The 19,704-nt window shown below is 54.8% G+C and carries 17 protein-coding genes; 5 read left to right on the top strand and 12 right to left on the bottom strand.

Annotation, left to right across the window (positions count from 1 at the left end):
• The 4 genes from ACRZ91_RS19960 to ACRZ91_RS19945 form a co-directional block, all read right to left on the bottom strand.
• A partial coding sequence (locus ACRZ91_RS19960) for an amino acid ABC transporter permease (RefSeq protein ID WP_480908084.1) occupies window positions 1–794 on the bottom strand: 794 nt, incomplete at its 3' end.
• Between the two features lie 54 nt (window positions 795–848).
• Window positions 849–1,682: a transporter substrate-binding domain-containing protein gene (locus tag ACRZ91_RS19955; protein WP_010441573.1), complete on the bottom strand. Its 834-nt coding sequence runs from the start codon at window positions 1,680–1,682 to the stop codon at window positions 849–851.
• A gap of 36 nt (window positions 1,683–1,718) precedes the next feature.
• Window positions 1,719–2,561, bottom strand: coding sequence for an amino acid ABC transporter permease (locus ACRZ91_RS19950; protein ID WP_480908082.1), 843 nt, complete (start codon window positions 2,559–2,561; stop codon window positions 1,719–1,721).
• Window position 2,562: 1 nt separating this feature from the next.
• Complete coding sequence (locus ACRZ91_RS19945) at window positions 2,563–3,309, bottom strand: amino acid ABC transporter ATP-binding protein (RefSeq protein ID WP_311201795.1); 747 nt, start codon at window positions 3,307–3,309, stop codon at window positions 2,563–2,565.
• A 317-nt stretch (window positions 3,310–3,626) separates the two neighbouring features.
• Here ACRZ91_RS19945 and ACRZ91_RS19940 point away from each other — a divergent pair, with 317 nt between their 5' ends.
• Genes ACRZ91_RS19940 through ACRZ91_RS19930 form a run of 3 tightly spaced genes read left to right on the top strand, consistent with a single transcriptional unit; the run spans window position 3,627 to window position 6,205 of the window.
• Window positions 3,627–4,205 (top strand): carboxymuconolactone decarboxylase family protein, encoded by a 579-nt coding sequence (locus ACRZ91_RS19940; RefSeq protein WP_010441576.1) that lies wholly within the window; start codon window positions 3,627–3,629, stop codon window positions 4,203–4,205.
• An 11-nt stretch (window positions 4,206–4,216) separates the two neighbouring features.
• Window positions 4,217–4,804 (top strand): helix-turn-helix domain-containing protein, encoded by a 588-nt coding sequence (locus tag ACRZ91_RS19935; RefSeq protein ID WP_010441577.1) that lies wholly within the window; start codon window positions 4,217–4,219, stop codon window positions 4,802–4,804.
• Window positions 4,805–4,816: 12 nt separating this feature from the next.
• The gene (locus ACRZ91_RS19930) at window positions 4,817–6,205 is read left to right on the top strand and encodes an MATE family efflux transporter (RefSeq protein ID WP_480908080.1); all 1,389 of its coding nucleotides are present in this window, start codon (window positions 4,817–4,819) and stop codon (window positions 6,203–6,205) included.
• Here ACRZ91_RS19930 and ACRZ91_RS19925 read toward each other — a convergent pair.
• Genes ACRZ91_RS19925 through ACRZ91_RS19910 form a run of 4 tightly spaced genes read right to left on the bottom strand, consistent with a single transcriptional unit; the run spans window position 6,186 to window position 12,499 of the window.
• Window positions 6,186–7,424: an NAD(P)/FAD-dependent oxidoreductase gene (locus tag ACRZ91_RS19925; protein WP_480908078.1), complete on the bottom strand. Its 1,239-nt coding sequence runs from the start codon at window positions 7,422–7,424 to the stop codon at window positions 6,186–6,188. The two genes, ACRZ91_RS19930 and ACRZ91_RS19925, sit on opposite strands and share 20 nt — an antisense overlap.
• Window positions 7,425–7,435: 11 nt before the next feature.
• A complete protein-coding gene (locus ACRZ91_RS19920; RefSeq protein ID WP_480908076.1) occupies window positions 7,436–8,449 on the bottom strand; it encodes an Ldh family oxidoreductase in 1,014 nt (337 codons plus the stop codon).
• A gap of 60 nt (window positions 8,450–8,509) precedes the next feature.
• Window positions 8,510–10,030: a trimethylamine methyltransferase family protein gene (locus ACRZ91_RS19915; RefSeq protein ID WP_480908074.1), complete on the bottom strand. Its 1,521-nt coding sequence runs from the start codon at window positions 10,028–10,030 to the stop codon at window positions 8,510–8,512.
• Window positions 10,031–10,045: 15 nt separating this feature from the next.
• Complete coding sequence (locus ACRZ91_RS19910; protein ID WP_480908072.1) at window positions 10,046–12,499, bottom strand: GcvT family protein; 2,454 nt, start codon at window positions 12,497–12,499, stop codon at window positions 10,046–10,048.
• A gap of 189 nt (window positions 12,500–12,688) precedes the next feature.
• Here ACRZ91_RS19910 and ACRZ91_RS19905 point away from each other — a divergent pair, with 189 nt between their 5' ends.
• Both ACRZ91_RS19905 and ACRZ91_RS19900 read left to right on the top strand, forming a co-directional pair.
• The gene (locus ACRZ91_RS19905) at window positions 12,689–13,606 is read left to right on the top strand and encodes a LysR substrate-binding domain-containing protein (RefSeq protein ID WP_480908070.1); all 918 of its coding nucleotides are present in this window, start codon (window positions 12,689–12,691) and stop codon (window positions 13,604–13,606) included.
• Window positions 13,607–13,926: 320 nt separating this feature from the next.
• Complete coding sequence (locus ACRZ91_RS19900; protein WP_480908068.1) at window positions 13,927–15,249, top strand: UDP-glucose dehydrogenase family protein; 1,323 nt, start codon at window positions 13,927–13,929, stop codon at window positions 15,247–15,249.
• A 612-nt stretch (window positions 15,250–15,861) separates the two neighbouring features.
• Here the strand turns inward: ACRZ91_RS19900 and ACRZ91_RS19895 are convergent.
• The 4 genes from ACRZ91_RS19895 to ACRZ91_RS19880 all read right to left on the bottom strand — a co-directional run bounded on the left by ACRZ91_RS19895 (window position 15,862) and on the right by ACRZ91_RS19880 (window position 19,695).
• The gene (locus ACRZ91_RS19895; RefSeq protein ID WP_480908066.1) at window positions 15,862–16,626 is read right to left on the bottom strand and encodes a hypothetical protein; all 765 of its coding nucleotides are present in this window, start codon (window positions 16,624–16,626) and stop codon (window positions 15,862–15,864) included.
• 174 nt (window positions 16,627–16,800) lie between these two features.
• A complete protein-coding gene (locus tag ACRZ91_RS19890; protein ID WP_480908065.1) occupies window positions 16,801–18,114 on the bottom strand; it encodes a TRAP transporter large permease in 1,314 nt (437 codons plus the stop codon).
• 4 nt (window positions 18,115–18,118) lie between these two features.
• A complete protein-coding gene (locus ACRZ91_RS19885) occupies window positions 18,119–18,652 on the bottom strand; it encodes a TRAP transporter small permease (RefSeq protein ID WP_170406962.1) in 534 nt (177 codons plus the stop codon).
• A gap of 68 nt (window positions 18,653–18,720) precedes the next feature.
• Window positions 18,721–19,695 (bottom strand): TRAP transporter substrate-binding protein, encoded by a 975-nt coding sequence (locus ACRZ91_RS19880; RefSeq protein WP_170475275.1) that lies wholly within the window; start codon window positions 19,693–19,695, stop codon window positions 18,721–18,723.
• Between the last annotated feature and the right edge of the window lie 9 nt (window positions 19,696–19,704).

Raw genomic sequence — 19,704 nt, 5'->3', positions numbered from 1 at the left:
CACGCCTTGAAGATCATCCGGGACGAGGCGACCAGTTCGACGGTTTTGTAAGTCAGTTCCTGCACCGAGATCAGCGACAGGATCGAGCTGTCCTTGATCAATGAAATGAACTGGTTGGCTAGCGGGGGCACAACCTTTTTCATCGCCTGCGGCAGCACTACGTAGCGCAGCTCTTGCATGCGGCTCATCCCGATCGAGCGTGCCGCCTCGCGCTGACCCTTCGGGATCGACTGAATTCCGGCACGCACGATTTCGCCGACAAACGCACTTTCAAACAGGGCCAGAACGATCACCCCTGAAACAAGCGAAGGAAAGCGACGCATTTCGCCGAAGAAGAAGGTCCAGATCTGGTTGTTTTCCTGCCGTGCAATACCGCGCGCCCAACGTTCAAGGTTCAGCGCATCGATCAGTTGTTGAGATAGGAAAAAGAAAAAGATGAAGACAACGACGACGGGGGGAACATTGCGCAAAAACTCGAGATAGGTACGCGCAAGCATGCGTATGGTCAGATTGGCCGAACAGCGTGCAATTCCCAGTATTGTACCAAGAATGAGCGCTAGAATACCCGAATAGATGCTGATGCGAACCGTCGCTGCCAAACCCTGCAGCAGCAGATTTGCAAAATACTCTTCGCGCCCGGAATGCCAGCCAACAATATAGCTTGGGATCAGTTCCCAACGCCATTTGTAATTCAGCGTACCTTCGATCGACAGCCAGATATACCCAAAGAAGGTTATCAAAACTGCCACGATCACATAGTCAGGCCATCTGAGTTTTCTAAGGAATTCCTGCACCAAAGCGCTCCGCATAAGGACCAGGGGCGGTGGGTCCGCCCCCAGTCAGTGTGGTTATTGGGCGACCTGGTCGGCCCACTCTTCAGTGGCAAACCAGTAATTATGGCGCTCTTCCAGCCAGCCGGACCGCCAATTCTGTGCAATCCAGTTGTTGAAGAAATTCATCGCGTCGGGATCACCTTTGCGCATCCCAAACGCCTCACCACGCGGGTCGAACAGCTCACCTTCAAGCACAACCAGTGTTTCTGGATTGCGCCCCGCCTCGCGGTTGGGGGTTGGCTGCGATGCCATTGTGGCGTGGGCGTTGCCATTAAGAACTTCCTGAGTCGATGCGCCATCTTCATCAAACAACAGCAGATTAGCCTCAGGGAATGCCTTGGCAATCACGGTTGCCGGCGTTGCACCGCGACGCGCAGCAAAGGTAACGTCAGATGAGTTCAAGTCCTCACGCGCCATGCCTGCAGTCAACTCTTTGTTGGCCAGGATGGCCAAGCCAGAATAGGCATATGGGTCAGTGAAGTTGATCGTCAGGTTCCGCTGAGCAGTCACCGACATGCCCGAGATGATCACGTCGAAATTACCAGACACAAGGGCCGGGATAATGCCATCCCAGGCAGTTGGAACAAATTCGACCTCAACGCCCATGTCTTCGGCCAATTTTCGGCCGACATCCAGTTCGAACCCGATCAGATCGCCGTTCTTGTCACGCATCGACCAAGGTACAAACAGCGATAGGCCAATCCGGATCACCCCATCCTGTTTGATCGTTTCAATTACACTTTCGCTGGACAGTTCCTGAGTTGCGCTTTGCGCCCAGCTTGAGGTCGCCATGCCAGTTGCCACGACCGCGCCCAGGGCAACCCCGAGCATTCTGCGAGATAGCTTCATCTTGGTTCTCCTTGTTGTCCGGTTAAATTCTTGTGGTTATTGGTCGACGGCATATTTCTTCTCCAGATAACTTACGCCGATCGACAGGATCAGGGTCACCACCAGATAGACCAGTGCGATGGTGAACCAGATTTCAAAACTCATGTAAGTGTCGGATATGATGTTGCGTCCGAAGGTGGTCAGCTCGGCGACGGCAATGACGCTGACGATGGCCGAGGATTTGATTAGGTGAACAACCTCGCCCGTCATCGGCGGCAACATAAACCGAATAGATTGCGGAAGGATGATGTAACGATAGGTCTGATAGGGGGTCATCCCGATGGATTTAGCCGCCTCCCACTGACCAGTTGGGATGGCATTAATCCCAGCCCGCAGAATTTCGGATATCAGCGCCGAATGAAACACCGCCAAGGTCAGAATACTGGCGGTATACCGGTCAAAACCAAAGATCGGACCCAGCACGTAGTAGAACAGATAAAGCAGAACCAGCAGAGGAATGTTTCGGATAAGTTCAAGGAAGCCAACTGCTACAGCCGTACCAATTACCAGGCCGGATAGACGCAGCAACGCGACCAGGAGTCCAATAGCAGTGGCCAACAGGAAAGAAATGACAGACAATTTGATCGTGGCGACCAACCCTATGGGTATCTCACCCCACTCAAAGCCGATTTCTGTGTTGCGGTAGAGGAACTGGGGCACCCGGTACCATTGCCAGTTATACCCCATTCCCTGAGCACCAACGTACGAGCCATAGGCAATTAGCCCAACGATGATTGCATAGATCCCGACCGAGACAAACACCGAGCCAAAGAACCGCTTGTAGAATGGCGGTTTCGGCAACGACTGCCCTTTTCCCCGTGATATGCCCAGATCGGTCACGTCAGTGCTCCAATATCTGGTTCAGGAACAGGCGACAGCGTTCGCTGGACGGGTTGGTAAAGAACTGTTCTGGAGGTGAAATTTCCACGATCTGCCCGGCCTCCATGAAGACCATAGTGTCAGCGACCTTACGGGCAAACCCCATCTCATGGGTGACAACAACCATGGTCATACCGGTATCGGCAAGTTCCACCATCACATCCAGCACTTCATTAATCATCTCTGGATCAAGCGCAGAGGTCGGCTCATCAAACAGCATGATCCGGGTTTCCATGCACAAGGACCGCGCGATGGCAACGCGCTGTTGTTGCCCACCCGACAATTGCGCCGGATACTTGTCGGCCTGCTCGGGAATGTGAACACGATCAAGATAATTGCGTGCGGTTTCCTCGGCCTGAGCTTTGGAAATCTTTCGCACCTTCATCGGCCCGATCATCAGGTTTTCAAGCACGGTCAAATGCGGAAACAGGTTAAACTGCTGAAACACCATTCCGACTTCTTGCCGCAACTCACGTATTTCTTTTGCGTCTTTGTAAACTTCGATGCCATCAATCACGAGACGTCCAGAGTTATGCCATTCCAACCCGTTGAAACAACGGATCAGCGTGGATTTTCCCGACCCAGACGGGCCGCAGATCACAACCTTTTCACCCTGATGAACAGTCAGATCGATATTCTTGAGTGCATGGAAAGTGCCATAATACTTATCAAGATTGGTCACTTCTATCATGGGGGAGGGCTGAGTCATGCCGAACCTGTCGATATCCGGGTCAGACGCAATAGCTGACCTTTGAGGTTGCGAGTATAGCCCGTCAACAAACCAGGCGCATTTCGACTTTGCGCGCATTTGATCAACCGCGATCCGTCGTCATGCCTGTTGGCACAAGACATCTGCAGCTTTGAATTTGGCAAAGCGGAGCAATCTGGCAAAGCTTCAGAATCCTCAAATCTGTTGCGCGCTAATCAATATGGTTGCTTAATGTGCAATATTCGTCAATAAAAAAACTCAACGGGCGCTCTGTCGCCGCCCCGAAATACGAAAATAAACTATAGAAGGACGAATGAATGTCTGCCTGGATTCGGATGATATCTGACGAAGATGCCGACGAACATTTGAAGAATACCCTTGATTTAGCGCGTACACCGCATGGGACAGTGGACAACGTGATGCGTGTCCATTCGCTACGTCCCAACACCATGAAAGGGCACGTCATTTTGTATCGCGCCTGCCTTCATGATGACGCCAATTCAGTGCCTATGTGGTTTCAGGAAGTCATAAGCTCCTACGTTTCCACGCTGAACACGTGCCCTTACTCCTATGCCAACCACTGGGCAAACGCCCGTCATCTGATCGGTGACGACGCACGCGCCGACTCAATTGAGGCTGCGCTTACCGCGCATCGCCCTCAGGATGCGTTCGAGGGCGCACATCTGGAAGCGTTGAGCTATGCTGAGAAGCTGACGCTGTCGCCGGGCACCATGGAAGAATCGGATGTAGACGCCTTGAAAAATGCTGGCTGGGAAGACGGTGAGATCCTCGAAATCAATCAAATCGTGGGATATTTCAATTATGCCAATCGGTTGCTGAATGGTCTGGGTGTCACAACAAAAGGAGACGTCGTAGGCTATTACGGCGAAGATTGACGGAACGTTTCATGCAAGTTGACACGCCGGGAAGACAGATTGACCGTGCCATTGGCGCCTCTCTGAGGGAGCTGCGTCAAAGCCGGAAGCAATCCGCCCGCCGGCTTGCCGAACAATCGGGTATTTCGGCTGCGATGGTCAGCCGTATCGAAAATGGGCTGGTTTCACCTTCGATTGACACTCTTGCGGCATTGGCGGAAGCACTAGAAGTCCCCATCGTTTCACTGTTTCGCGAAGCAAGAACTGATCACACTGACTATACCCTCGTGCGCCATGGCGAAGGTTTGAAGTCCACTCGCTTGGCCGGTGGACATTCGCATGAATATGTCAACCTCGCATTGCATTCTCGGAAAGACCTGCGATTCCAGGCCCGTCGCGTAACGCTGTTACGGGATGAGGGACAACCGCCCACCTATGTCGGGCACGGCGTTGTGTTTGTTCAGGTCCTCGAAGGGCAGGCAGTCTATCGCTATGGCGAAGCAAGGTTCACGCTTTCAGCCGGGGATAGTATTAGTGTTGATGCGGAATTGAACCACGGCTTTGAAGAGGTTCTGACACCCGAGTTCGTCTTCCTCACCGTTCAAGCCGAGCGCCCTTAGGGGCTTACTGAGATGGCTGCCCCAACCGAGATTGATCTGACACGCGGGCCGATTTCAGCCCATTTTCGAACCTTAGCCATCCCAGCGGCAATTGGGATGCTGTTCAACACGCTCTACAACGTCGTAGATATGTTCTTTGCGGGGCTCCTCTCAACCAGTGCGCAAGCAGGCCTGGCATTGGGTTTTCAGGCATTCTTCATCGCAATCTCGGTCGGAGTTGGATTGGGCGCAGCAATGAGCGCGCTCGTCGGTAATGCCTTGGGTGCCGGTGATAATCGCGCGGCACGGCGGTTTGCAGCTCAAGGGATGATCTACGGTTTCATCGCAGCCGGAGTTTTGGCATTGGCAGGGCTCTGGTACGGCCCGGCACTTATTCAATTGGTTTCGGAACCGGGACCATATCGCGAAGCGGGATTACGCTATTTCTACTGGCTATTACTGGCCCTGCCCGGGTTCCTTTTGGCCTTTGGATGCAACGGAATTCTTCAAGCACATGGGGACGCGGTTTCGATGCAACGCGCTCTTATCGTTGCGTTTTTTGCCAATATTGGCCTCAATCCGTTGTTGATCTTTGGTATCCCGGGCTTGATCCCCGGCATCGGGTTCGATGGCCTCGCAATTTCTACGGTAATCAGCCAAACCGGTGTGATGGTGTTCATGATCCGCCAGGTGCTCAGACGCCGAAGAATGAGGCGCATGCGGGCAAGAAATTTCATTCCGCGCCTGCAAAAGTTCAAGGAAATCTCAGTTCAAGTCCTTCCAACGGCCACATCGTTCATCGTGATGCTCCTATCAGGTTTTGTCGTGCAGTTCGCGTTGAAAATCTTCGGCGAGCACGCGATTGCGGGCTTCGGTGTCGCTATTAGGTTGGAGCAGATTCTACTATTGCCTGTGCTCGGGGTCACTGGTGCGCTGCTTCCCATCGCGTCTCAGAATTTCGGGGCACGGGACTATGAAAGGGTGCGCGAAGCCCTGTTTTATTGCTGGAAAGTCGGGCTGGTCATGACCGCTATTGCGGCCCCTATCCTGTGGATATTTGGCCGGTCTCTGCTGGGTCTCTTTACTGATGATCCCGAAGTTATTCGCGTGGGGCTCAGCTATCTACGTGTCGATAGTCTGATCCTTCCATTCTATATGATGCTGTTTTCAATCAACTCGCTGCTGCAGGCGCTAAAACGCCCAATCTGGACAGTATGGATAAGCCTCTATCGTCAGGGATTTGGCGTAGCCTTTTTTGTCTGGATTTTTATCGGCGTTCTCGGCTTCAACGAAATCGGTGTCTGGTTTGGAACCGCCTGTGCAGTAATCACCGGGTGGATGATCGGGCTATTGGTGGCATCTTACGTCGCCCATAAGGAATTGGGCGGGCTCTGGCTTAGTTTTAGAACCGATCCGGGCTGAAGGCCTGTATATCGATGCTCGGTACCCTGCCAGCGATTACATCTGCAACAAGTCGCGCCGTCGTCGCTCCCAATGTCAGACCCAGTTGCCCGTGGCCCGTAGCAAAAGTGACATTGGTCAGACGCCTGCTGCGGCCAATGATCGGGCGTGTATCTGGCGTAAAAGGGCGACGACCCATGCGGCGCTCAAATTTCTCAGTCCTCAACCCCGGCAATACACGCTGCGCACGTTTGACCAGTACATCGGCCCGGTTCCAATCGGGCTGCTCATTCAAGTCCGCAAACTCTGCGGTGCCTGCCACGGCCAGCGCATCCTCATAAGGCGTGATGCCAAACCCGCCCTTTGCGTAAAACACCGTGTGGCGCAGATCGATTCCACTGTCTTGCAAAGCAGTAGAGTATCCCATGACACCCTCCATGCGCAGTGAAATATTTAACTTCTTAGCCAAAACACGCGAATGCGTGCCTGCAGCAACTACAAATTCATCCGCGCTCAGCGTGCGACCGTCGCCGGTATGCACGCTTTGGATATGTTGATCATCACGAGTAAAGTCGATCACTGCATTCGAGACAATCTCCCCGCCCCGTTGGGTAAAGCTCTGCATCAGAATTTCGACCAACAGTTTTGGATCCGTCACAAAGCTCCAATCCCGTAACAACGCTGCATATTTGAAATCAGGCGCAATGGCGGGGTCCATCTCATGCGCTTCATGGCCTGATACCTGATCGATGGTGCACCCGAACTCACGCGCGAGATCAAAGGCAGCGCGCATGGTCGCAAGGTCATTGTCATCATCAAACAGCTTGATCACTGGTCGCTCAACCAAAAGCTCTGGGTGACCAACATCCGCGAGCTGCGCTTTGAAATCATCAGTGGCAGCAAAGGTGAGACGTGCCAGATCGGCGGTAATCGCCCGCATCTTCGAACGCCGCGCATTGGCTGTGAACCGCACAAACCAAGGTATCAGCTTCAATGCCGAGGCTGGCCTCAAAGAAAGCGGGGCCTCGGAATCCAGCAACCAACCCGGCACTTTCATCAGCATCCCCGGCTGCGACAAAGGTACGATCTCGCCAACCGCGATACAGCCGCAGGAGGCCCAGCTTGCCCCCTCACCCACCGGTCCGGGTTCAACGACCGTAACAGAGTGCCCCTGCGACTGCAGTGTTAAAGCACAGGAAATTCCGACAACACCGCCACCGATTACAACGACCCGAGACATTCGTGCGGCCTCTACTGAAGTTCGCGCAGTTGTGCCATCAATTCGGCAGTGACACGAACTCCATCCGCTTCGGCCGTGGCGCGGTTCTTCAATCTGCCATCTCCGGGAACGCGTGCATCGCCATTGCCTTCGATCTCGGCGCAAATGCGCTGGACATAATCTCCGAACGCTTCGTTGCCAAACCGCGCCGGATCAATTGCGATCAGCGTGTTGCCGCCTTTGATATTTAACGCCCCGTGCGCTTCGCGCTTGGCGTTATCGACGGACAAGGTTCCGCCAGCCAGTGCTGCACCGAGGACCTCGATCAGGAATGCAATCGCTGCTCCCTTGTGTTCACCAAATGGCAACAAACTGCGGGTTTCCAGTATGGCGTTGGGGTCACGTGTCGGCTGTCCCTCTGGATCAAGCCCTGCAGGACGTGGTAAATCATGCCCTTCCGCAGCTGCCATGCGAATATCCATAAGTGCCACCATGGACGATGCCTGATCCCACACGACCGGCTCACCCCCAGGTCGAGGGCAGGCAAAAGACATCGGATTGGTGCCAAAAACCGGGCGAACGCCCCCTTGTGGCACCACCATGGAAAGCGAGTTCACGACACCTAGCGCGACCAGTCCAGCCTCAGCTAACGGACCGGTATCGAACCGTAACGCCCCCAGATGGTGGCAATTGGCACAGGTGAACGCCGCGATCCCGTTCTCGCGCGCCATTTCAATAAGCACGTTCCGCGCTTTGGCGGCCGCGATCTGGTAATAACCATTGTCGCCATCCCCCCGCAAAACACCCGGAGCGATACGTTCAACACTCGGGTTGGCGGCGGGGTTGGCGTAGCCCGAAGCAAAGCTCTGCGCATAAACAGGTAACATTCGTAGGCCATGGCTTCGTGGCCCGTCTCGTTCGCTCATTCGAACAAGATCGGCCAATACTGCGGTACCGTGCTCATCCACTCCCGCAGCCACAAAGACAGACCTGGCCAACCCCCTTACCTCGTCGAGTGAGAGCGTTGTCGTCGAGTCATCGGTCATGTGCGTGATCCTGTCCTTGGGTTATGAACCGGGCACGTTAGCGCCCGCTTTCCAGATTAATCAAGCGCTGTATTCCAACCGCTTTTTGGCGACGAACTCATCCAACGCACCGCGCTGATCATCCGGCATTGGCGGCCGCACATAGGTGTTTAGCATACGCTGCGCCTCTTCCGTACCAACGACTTCGGCGGTTTTCGAGCCCTCAGCTTCCCACTGTTCAAAACTGTCATTGTTTTGCAAGTGGTTCATGTGCATGGGGTTCTCACGCGTGTGGTCGGTGCCTAGGAAATGTCCGCCGGGTCCGATGTTTTCGATGTCGCCCAGCAAAGCGTCCAGATTTTCCTCTTGCAGGCCACTGAAGAAACGGTGGAAGTTCTCTAACTGCAATGCGTCCTGCACCCATTTCGAATAGCTGACCCCAAGCGCGCCCTCAAGAAAGCCCGCCGAGTGGACGATGTAGTTCGCACCGCCCAGCAGCACCGGCCACATGGTATTTGCGGTGTCGAACGCCGCCTGCATATCCGGGGATTTCGATCCGGTCCACATGGTGCAGGTTCGCCACGGCACACCGTAGAACCGCGCCATCTGACCCACCAAAAGGTTCATCAAGCCGGGCTCCGGGGACCCCATCATCGGTGCGCCTGTCTTCATCGAAACGCCCATGATCGCGACGCCCAATACCATCGGTGCTCCGCGCCGAATGATCTGGCTGTAAGCCATTCCCGCCAGCGATTCGGCGATCAGCAGCGCGACACCTCCCTGCGGGCTGGCAGGTGTGCTTGCCCCGGCAAGGACAAAGGGCGACAGCAGGCAGGGCTGGTTGGCAGCGGCATAGACGCGCAAGCTTTGCAACATGGTCTCATCCCAGACGAGCGGTGTGTTGCAGTTCAGTAGGGCCGCCATTACCACATTGTTGTCGACAAATTCCTCACCAAACACGATGCGAGTCATCTCAACCGAATCCAGTGCCGCCTGTTCCGACAGCACCGAACCTTTGATCGGTTTGTCCGTCAAGGTCAGTGCGGCATGAACCAGCTCCAAATGACGTTGCGGGACAGGGACATCTTGCGGCTCAACCGGCAAAATACCCGGCACCATCATCGACTGACTCATCTGACTGAGTTTGAAGAAGTTATGCGCATCCTCCAACATCGAAGGGCGGCGCACGCCATCTAGACCGTAGACAAACGGCGCACCATAAGCGTTGGCAAAGACCGAATGCTGATTGCCCACCCGAAGCGAGCGTTCCGGGTTGCGCGCGGCATAGCCCCACTCTGGGGGAACGGCCGAGATCAGGTCCATCAGCATCTCGCGCCCGATACGCACCCGTTCACCCTGCACATCCGCGCCGTACTTCTTCCAATCGGCCAAAGCGACCGGATCACGGAACTCGATCCCTGTGGTTTCAAGTATCGTCATGGCCGCGTTGTGGATTCTCTCAACACCCTCGGGGCCAAGCAGATCAATCGGACCGACCTTGCGGTTCAGCGTCGACAGGTAGACAGGGGGCGGGTTGGTGCGAGCCTTGACCCGCGCGGCACGTCCACCGCCACGGCCCGAGCGTGCTTTGACTTCTGCCATTTCAAATCCTCCGGATCAGGCGCGCGCGCGGGCGCTGGTGGGATCAACGGCGCAGGTATCGATCACTTCGGCCTCGCGCATTTCATTGTGGATAAGCACCTGCATTTTGGTGCCGGGTGCCGTCATGTCCTGTGGCACCAGTGCCATCGCAATGTCGTGATTGCAGTAATACGAGAACCCGCCCGAGGTGACCCGCCCGATCAACTTGCCATCGGCATAGACGCCTTCGTCGAACATCACCGAGGTATCGCAGAACGGCAGCTTCAGTGTGACCAGCGTGTTGTATCCGCCATCGGCCTGCTGCTTCTGCAGCGCGGCTTTGCCGATGAAGTCACGTTCGGCCACCTGCCCGCCGATCTTTTCTGTCATCGCCACGAAACGGCCCAGATCGGCCTCATAGGGTGTCAGGTCCTTGCAAATCTCGCGATTGATGGCGCGATAGGATTTCTCAAGTCGCATCGATTCCAGCGCCTCAAGACCGAAGGGTTTCACGCCGGTCTTCAGCAGCAGATCAACGAGGTGGCGATTATACCCAACCGGGTGATGCAGTTCCCATCCAAGCTCTCCGGTATACGAGACACGCAGCAGGTGCACACCTTTGGCATAGCCCACCTCGCCCATCTGCGCCGAGAGCCACGGGAAGGCTTCATTTGACAGATCATTGTCCGTCAGCGGCTGTAAGATTTCGCGTGCCTTGGGCCCGGCTAGTGCGATCACGCCCAGCTGCTCTGAGATATCCTCGATCACGACAGACCCGTCGCGCGGCAACGCGCGCTGTAGTTGGTCCCAGTTATAGGCCCGCCAGTTCGGTGTTGAGATCAGGTAGAAATCGTCGTTGGCATAGCGCACGATGGTGTATTCCGCATCCATGCCGCCCTTGTCGTTCAGCATCAGCGACAGGGTCATGCGGCCCACTTTTGGCAGTTTGTTGGCCATGATGCTGTCTAACCACTGTGCAGCCCCCGGTCCGCGAACGGTGAATTTGGTCATCGGAGACATTTCGATGAAACCAGCTTCTTCACGTGTAGTTCGCACCTCTTCCTGAACCCGCTCCATATGATTGGTGCGACGGAAGCTGTGTTCGGGGATCGCTTCTTCGGGTGATTTGGCGAACCAGCGCGGGAATTCGCAGCCATTGAAGCTGGTCCAGACTGCTCCTTGTGCGGTCAGCAGATCATATGACCCGACGGTCTTCATAGGACGCGCATCGGGGAAGTCCTCGCCCGGCACATGCGCATCCATATGGGTGCCCCATGTCTCGCGCACCTTATCCATGGTCCAGCGCTTGGAGGCATAATCCGAGAACCTGCGCGGATCGAGTTCCGACATATCCATGCCCGGATCGCCATCGACGATCCACTTGGCCAGACGGTTGCCAACCGTCCCGCCCCACAGAATGCCACCGGGCATGCCTTCGGCCAGCCAGAGGTTTTCATGTCCCGGCGCCGGACCGGCCAAAGGCAGCTCGTCCGGTGTCATCTGAAATGGACCGCGGGTGTTGGCTTTGATCCCGACCTCGCCCAATGTGGGCACCCTTTCAATCGCGCGTTCCCACTGAGTTTCCACGGCGTCGAAATCCTCGGGCAGTAGATCAGCACCAAATTCCGGTGGCACGCGGTCTTCGGCAAATAGCTTAAGGTCTTTGGTGAATTCATAGGGCCCGAACTGGATGCCGCCCACATCTTCGCGCAGATAAGCGCCGTAATCTTCATCCCGCAGGATCGGGAATTCTGGCAGGCCCTCCGCCCGGCGCTCTTTCAGCAGCGGTACGGTCTCGGTGGTCCAATACTGGTGAACGATCGGAATACAGGGCAGATCCAACCCCACGCGGCGTGCGTTTTCGCGGGCATAGTTGCCAGTCGCGAAGATCAGATGCTCACATGTGATCTCACCCTGGTTGGTGGTCACTTTCCAATGGCCGTTATCCAGCTTTTCATAGGCCTGAGCCTCGGTGTTCTGGTAAACCTTGGCACCAGCATCGCGTGCCAGCTTGGCCAGAGCCATGGTGATATCGGCCGGATTCACGTACCCGTCTTCGGTGTGCAGGATACCACCCCGAATGTCCGGGCTCTGGTTTAGCAACGGATGGACTTCGGCAATCTCTTCAGGGGTCAGCAGCTTGCAAGGTACGCCAGCCGCCTCGGCAATCGAGATATAAGACTGGAACTCGTCCCAGCGCTTTTCAGTATTGGCGACCCGCAGCTGACCAACCTTCCGCAACCCGACCGAGCTGCCCATCTTTTCTTCAACCTCAGTATAGATGCGGATGGTTTCCATCGTCATCTTCGACACATTGTGCGACCGCACGAAGGTCACCAACAGACCCGCTGCATGCCAGGTCGAGCCGGAGGTTAGTGTTGTACGTTCCAGCATGACCGCATCTGTGCAGCCATGTTCGGTCAACCCGTAAAGGATCGACGCCCCTACGCAACCTCCTCCGACAACCACGACTTTTGCATGTGACTGCATTCCGCAACTCCTTCAAACTGTGCACGACCAACAAGGGATCGCATTGCAAACCGGTTGGGGAGCATTTTCATCGGGAACCGTTGGCCGACAATTGCAAAAAGATTCACTCTGAGTTAGATTAAATAAGCCTATAGCCAGACGATCTCCTTTAATTTATCAGGCAATCGATCCATCACAGGTCAAAACATCTTGCCCAACCGTCCCTACGATCTACCACCTCTTAGTTCGCTGATCAGCTTCGAAGCAGCCGCCCGGCATGTCAGCTTCAAGACGGCGGCTGAAGAACTCAACGTCACCCCGGCCGCGATCAGCCATCAGGTCAAAGCGCTCGAGAACGAACTGCAATGCGGGTTGTTTGTGCGCCATCATCGCGGTGTTGAACTGACTGAAAGTGGGGCATACCTACTTGTCTCACTGCAACGCAGCCTAGAAGGGATCAGCGAGGCCCTTGGGCAATTGCGGCGCCAATACGACAAAAAAGGAGTGACGATCCGCTCGACAACAGCGGTAAGCTCACTCTGGCTCACGCCACGCCTTGCCCAATTCTGGAAACAACACGGACATGTTTCCGTTACACAGGTTGTAACAGATCTGGGCGTCGACTCTTCGAAGTGTGATTTGAGCATCCATTACGGAGAATCCAGCCGTGAAACAGGTGTTTTCAAGACCCTGTTTCATGACAACATCATGGCCTTGTGCAGCCCCCGGTTTGCAGAACAAAACCCGATTGAGCGGGTCGACGAAATCGCGGGGCTTCCACTCATTCATCTCGATGCCCCGGATACCGGATGGACTGACTGGCGCGCGTGGACACAAAAACTGGGGTATGAGGGCCCTTTGAACTCCGCCCATCGCGTCAACAATTACACGATTGCGCTTCAAGCCGCTCAGGACGATATGGGGGCAGTTTTGGGATGGGAGGGCTTGACTTCGGAGCTAATCGCATCCGGCAAACTCGTTAAGTTGTTGCCGCAGACCATTTCATCACAACTGGATTTTTACGTTAAACTGCACAACACCTCATCCGACCGCGCAAAGCTCGTATTCAAATGGTTGGGTGAGGCGATTCAAGAACACCGCGATCCGAGCGATTTCTCGATGTCCTGATTGTTTTGAGCGATCACCTATCGTTGTCGGTCGCTCTAACCTTATATTGGCAGCAGCAAAAAACCTATTGTCACTTATCAGTCATTCTTCACCGGACAAACAACCAATGCTCTTATTCAATGGTTTAGGCGCGACCGTCAGAGTAAACAAACTCACTTGAACATTCCCCCCTAAAAGGCATATTCCGTCGCAAAGAGTTGCATCCCGGTGAAATGTTCCGGACACCAATATCGGTACTGCGCCCATGTGCTGAGCAATGGTTAAGTGTGTGGTTCCAACCGGAAGTGCACCGCTGGCGGGAAAAAGAAGGAATTTGATTAATGCGTATTGCTATGATTGGTACCGGATATGTCGGCCTGGTGTCCGGAGTTTGCTTTTCAGATTTCGGGCACGACGTTGTTTGCGTCGATAAATCTGAGCGCAAGATCGAAATGCTTCAGGCCGGTGAGGTGCCGATTTATGAACCGGGCCTCGATATACTTATGGCCAAGAATGTGTCTGCAGGCCGTCTGACATTCACCACTGACTTGGCGTCAGCGGTTGATGGAGCAGACGCTGTGTTCATCGCAGTCGGAACGCCAACTCGACGCGGCGATGGACATGCTGACCTGACTTATGTGATGGCTGCCGCCGAAGAGATCGCGCAAGCTATAACTGAATATACGGTCGTAGTCACCAAATCGACCGTCCCGGTTGGTACCAATCGCAAGGTTCATGCAGTCGTATCAGCTGCCAATCCCAAGGCGAGTTTCGATGTAGCTTCGAACCCAGAATTCTTACGCGAAGGTGCAGCAATCGATGATTTTATGCGCCCTGACCGTGTTGTTGTAGGCGTCGAAAGCGAACGCGCGGCAGAGGTTATGGCGGAAATATATCGCCCACTCTATCTGCGGGATTTCCCGATCCTGACCACCGATCTGGAAAGTGCCGAGATGATCAAATACGCCGCAAACGCATTTCTGGCGACAAAAATCACCTTCATCAACGAAATTGCGGGGCTGTGTGAACGTGCTGGCGGCGATGTTAAGGAGGTCGCACGTGGCATCGGTCTTGATGGACGGATTGGCAACAAATTCCTGCACGCCGGGCCCGGCTATGGTGGCTCTTGTTTCCCGAAAGATACCGCTGCACTTGCACGGATCGGGCAGGATCACGCGCATCCAATGCAGATCACCGAAACCGTCATCCGCGTCAATGACGAGGTCAAGAAGCGGATGATCGAAAAGATCCGGGAAGCCTGCGACGACAACTTCAACGGCAAAACGGTTGCGGTGCTGGGTGTGACCTTCAAACCCAACACTGACGACATGCGCGATGCACCGTCTCTGACGATCGTTCCGGCCCTAATTGGTGGCGGTGCCCGTGTGCGCGTGGTTGATCCGCAGGGTCGTGCCGAAGGCGAGGCGCTGCTGCCGGGTGTCGAATGGTTGGATGATCCTTATGCCGCGGCCGCAGAAGCTGATGCTGTTGTTTTGCTGACAGAGTGGAACGAATTCCGTGCCTTGAATCTAAATGACCTGGCAGAAACTATGAAATCGGCCCGCATGGTTGATCTGCGCAACATCTACTCTTCCGCGTTGGTGTTAGGCTCAGGGTTTGAGACCTATGTCGGCGTCGGAGTTGGCGATCACACACAGATGTGACCAGCCACGAGATGTAATTTTATACCTAGCAATGAATATTGCCCGGCACTTAGCCGGGCAATTTTTTATTACACCCTAGCGACGGCGTCGTTTATTCGCCAGGCCGATAAAGATCGACACGCAAGTCAGCGCCAGAACAATCGCAAACGGAAAGCCCGTTGCAATGGCCGCCTGAGGTCACAGAGCCATTCCCCATAGAGCCAGCCTACGAAATCAGAGCGATGAGCATCGGCACAAAAGAGGATATTATGAAATCCACCTGGCTCAATTGGAGGCCATTCAAGTTTGTTGAAAGCTGGGTTATTCAGGGCCAATCCACCAGGTCGGTGTCAGCAGCGCAGCCATCTATCTAAATGGGCTGTCAAAAAAATCACGAGTGCTTCGGTTGGTCCAACGATCAAGCTAGCAATAACAACCCAATAATCGGCTCCCAAATTGTCCAACTTAAATTTCCGATTTGCTTCTACACTCCAAGTATCGCGCGCATCAGGCATGCGTTGAAATCTGGTCGTTATATGTTCAACATTTCTTAGTTGGAATTAGACATTCGTTTCTTTGATTGTTGAATAAGCATTCTGACGAGTTTGCTGACCGCATCCGTAACTTAGAAAGTCAAGCCACTGAATCTGCCTGCCGATACAACCGCCCCATGATCAGCGGCGTAAGATACATTGGGATCTGATAGGCGCCGATAAATACCATGATAGGCAAAGTCAGTTCGGGGGGTAGCGCGACGAAGAAGATAGCAATGTTCCGGTTTCCAGCTATCAAGGAAACCGCTGTTGCCTTTGCGGGAGGGAGACTAGTGCGCGTCAATCGGAACGAGACCACCTGAGCGCCAAAATTAATAACACAAGCAAACACAATCCAAAATATCGCCACACCTGGGTTAACTATGGCCACCGCACTCAATGATGGCATCAGGCCGACCACAAATACGGCAAGCGTGATCGTTGCCGCGCCTTCCATATTCAGAAGCGTGGCGTCTGACGGCTCGCGAAGAACCGTCCTCCGCAACACAACGGCAGAGAGGATAGCGACCACGATGGTAAGAAACAAACGAAGGGTGGTCATCAGCACAGCTTGCATATCACCCAATTCAGGCATCAGCCAAAAAATTGGTAAGGCGGTAATTGGCAGCACAGCAGTCCCCGCCACGACCAGCCGCATCGCGTATTCTGCGGGATATCCCATCATCAGGCACATATTGGGGCTGCCCGAAATAGATGGAGCCGCTGCCATGATTAGCAAAGACAGAAAGACCGGAGTATCAGTCCAGCCACAAACAATACCTACTCCCGCCACCAACAGCGGCATGGCCAGCTGAAAGGCAACGATTGTTACGGCAACCTGCTTCAGATCAACCAGCGAACCCAAAATGGCACCTGGTTTCATCCGCAGCAGCGTTAGAAAAAGCAACACCATGACCAAGGGTGGCAGGAACGGCCGCATTGGTTCGGCCAGTCCTGGTAACAAAAGGCCTGCGACAAGCCCCGACACCAAGACATATGGGCCGTGACGTGCCGCGAGGTGAAGCGGGTTCAAGGCGTTCTACCCGCCCGGACTTTGGCGCAGGTTTTCAGGCAACCAGGTGGCCAGTTCAGGGAACCAGATCAGAACAAAAACCATGAGCACCATGATCAGGAACATAGGGATAGCAGCACGCGCGATATAGCTCATCTCGTGGTTGGTCATCCCTTGCATCACAAACAGGTTGAACCCGATGGGCGGTGTGATCTGCGCCATCTCGACGACGACCACGATGAAAATCCCGAACCAGATGAGATCAATCCCGGCGTCACGGATCATCGGTTCGACAACGGCCATGGTCAGCACGACCGAAGAAATCCCATCGAGAAAACAACCCAAAATGACATAGAAAACCAGCAGGACCATCAGCAGTTCGAACCGTGTCAACTCCCACCCCGCGATTAGGTCCGCCAGCCCACGCGGTAGGCCGGTAAAGCCCATCGACAGAGACAGGAATGCAGCGCCCGCAAGGATCAGGGCAATCATTGCGCTGGTGCGGGTCGCGCCCATCAGGCTTTCAGTGAAGGTCTTCCAATTCAGCGACCCCTGCCCCGCGGCCAACAACAGACCTCCGATCACGCCAAATGCGGCCGCCTCGGTCGCGGTGGCATATCCCAGATACATAGACCCGATTACCACCATAATCAGCAAGATCACCGGTAATAGGAAACGAGAGTTCTTGACCTTTTCGGAAAAGGTCAACTTGCCCTCGTCGTTGGGGTTCCAGTCTTTGCCAACTTTGGAATAGATGGCGACGTAGCCCATAAACATCGCAGCCAGCACAAGGCCAGGCAGAATACCCGCAAAGAACAGCTTGGTAATCGATTCATTGATTGTCACCCCATAGACGATCAACGTCAGCGACGGTGGGATCATTAGCCCGAGTGTTGCCGCTCCGGTTAGTGTGCCGATGACCATGCGTTCGGGGTAGTTGCGCTTTCGCAGTTCCGGGATCGACATCTTGCCAACCGTAGTCAGCGTGGCCGCAGAAGACCCCGAGACCGCAGCAAACACAGTACAGCCTACGATATTCGTATGCACTAACCCGCCAGGCAAAGGTGCCATCCACGGTGAGAGCCCTTTGAACATGTCTTCAGATAATCGCGTGCGGTAGAGGATTTCGCCCATCCAGATGAACATCGGCAAGGCGGTCAGCGTCCAGGATGACGACGCTGACCAGATAGTCGTGATCATCACATCGCCCACAGGGCGTGATGTGAATAGTTCCATCCCGACCCATGCGACGCCCATAAGGGCCAGACCGACCCAGACACCGGTGCCCAGCAAGGTGAAGAGGACAAAGAGGAAGAGGATAATGACGGATATATTCTCCATGCTCTTACTCTCCGTGGCTCTGATCGGCCAGATCACGGGTGATGCGGTGATCACCCTTGAACAGGACGTGGAACAAGTGATCGGTGAGCGCGATGGCGAGAATGACGGCTCCGATCAGCATGGTTGATTGAGGTATCCAAAGGGCGGTTTTGTCCTGCCCCTGGCTTATGTCGTTGAACTTCCAACTCCAGTACACAAATCGATAGGCGTACCAGCAGAAATACCACATGACGGCAGAACCGATGGCAAAGCACCAGATTTCGAGAATTCTGCGAAAGCCATCGGGAACCGCATTCAAAAGGATGGAAACCCGAATATGGCTGCCTCGGTTTAGGGCGTTGGCGAAGGCCAGAAACGACGCAGCAGCCATCGCGTATCCTGCATAATCCGGAGCGCCGGGAAAAACTTCGCCGGTCCAACGGGCCAGCATTTGCACCACAATCAACACCAGAATGGCAATCAGGCTGAGCGCCGCCAGAACCCCTGCTGCCAGATAGATGAAATCCAGTACGGACCTGAGCCCTCGCATTGCCGCCATGCTGTCCCCGCTGTGTTTTGTAGATTGGGAGCAGGCGGCAGGTTGGACCGCCGCCCGCATTGGAGTGGTTACTGAGAGTTGAACGCGTCGACGATGGCTTTGCCTTCGTCACCAGCGGCCTCAAGCCACTCGTTCGTCATGGTGACGCCGATTTCTTTCAGCTCATTCGTCATCTGCTCGGACGCAGGACCAACGGTCATACCGCCATCGCGCAGACCCTGAAGCGTAAAGCCGGTATATTCCTTGGCGCGCCAGTTACCGGCATACTCGGCCAGTTCCGCACAGCCTTTGATCACATTCTTATTGGCGTCCGAAACACCAGACCACACCTCTGAGTTGACCATCACATAGTTGCGCGGCAGCCAGGCATCCACCTCATAGAAGTAGTTCAGGCTTTCCCAGACCTTGCGGTCATATCCAGTTGAGCCGGACGACACCATGGAATCCGCCACACCGGTGGCAAAGGCCTGGCTGATCTCAGCCGCCTCGATGGTGACGGGCAGCATCCCGGTCAACTCGGCCAGCCGCGAAGTGGCATTGTTGTAAGACCGGAACTTGATCCCTTCCATATCCGCAACCGAGTTCACTTCGTTCTTGAAGTACAGACCTTGCGGTGGCCATGGCACGGCATAAAGCAGGGTCAGGTTCTGCTCGGCCAGCAGCTTTTCAATCGAAGGTTTAGCAGCGTCCCAAAGCTTGGCGCTGTCATCAAATGACGTTGCCAGGAACGGGATCGAGTCAAAGCCAAACAGCGCGTTTTCGTTCTGGTGACCAGACAGCAGACGCTCACCAATTGGGGCTTGCCCGGTCTGGATCGCACGCTTGATGTCGGCACCTTTGAACAGCGAGCCAGAAGGGTGCGTGACAATCTCAATCTCTCCACCTGTGCCGGTGGTCACGCATTTGGCAAATTCCGCGCCCGTGGCTGAATGAAAATTCGATGCCGAATAGGCCATCGGCATATCCCATTTCTCGGCCATTGCCGGTGCGGCTGCGGTAGCTGTCAGAGCGGTCGCCGCCAGAAGGCTTGTCAGTTTTTTCATCATGTTTCT

It is taken from the genome of Ruegeria sp. O11, from assembly GCF_056535285.1.
The sequence above is the reverse complement of the archived record's forward strand: the minus strand, read 5'-3'. Positions and strand labels throughout refer to the sequence as shown.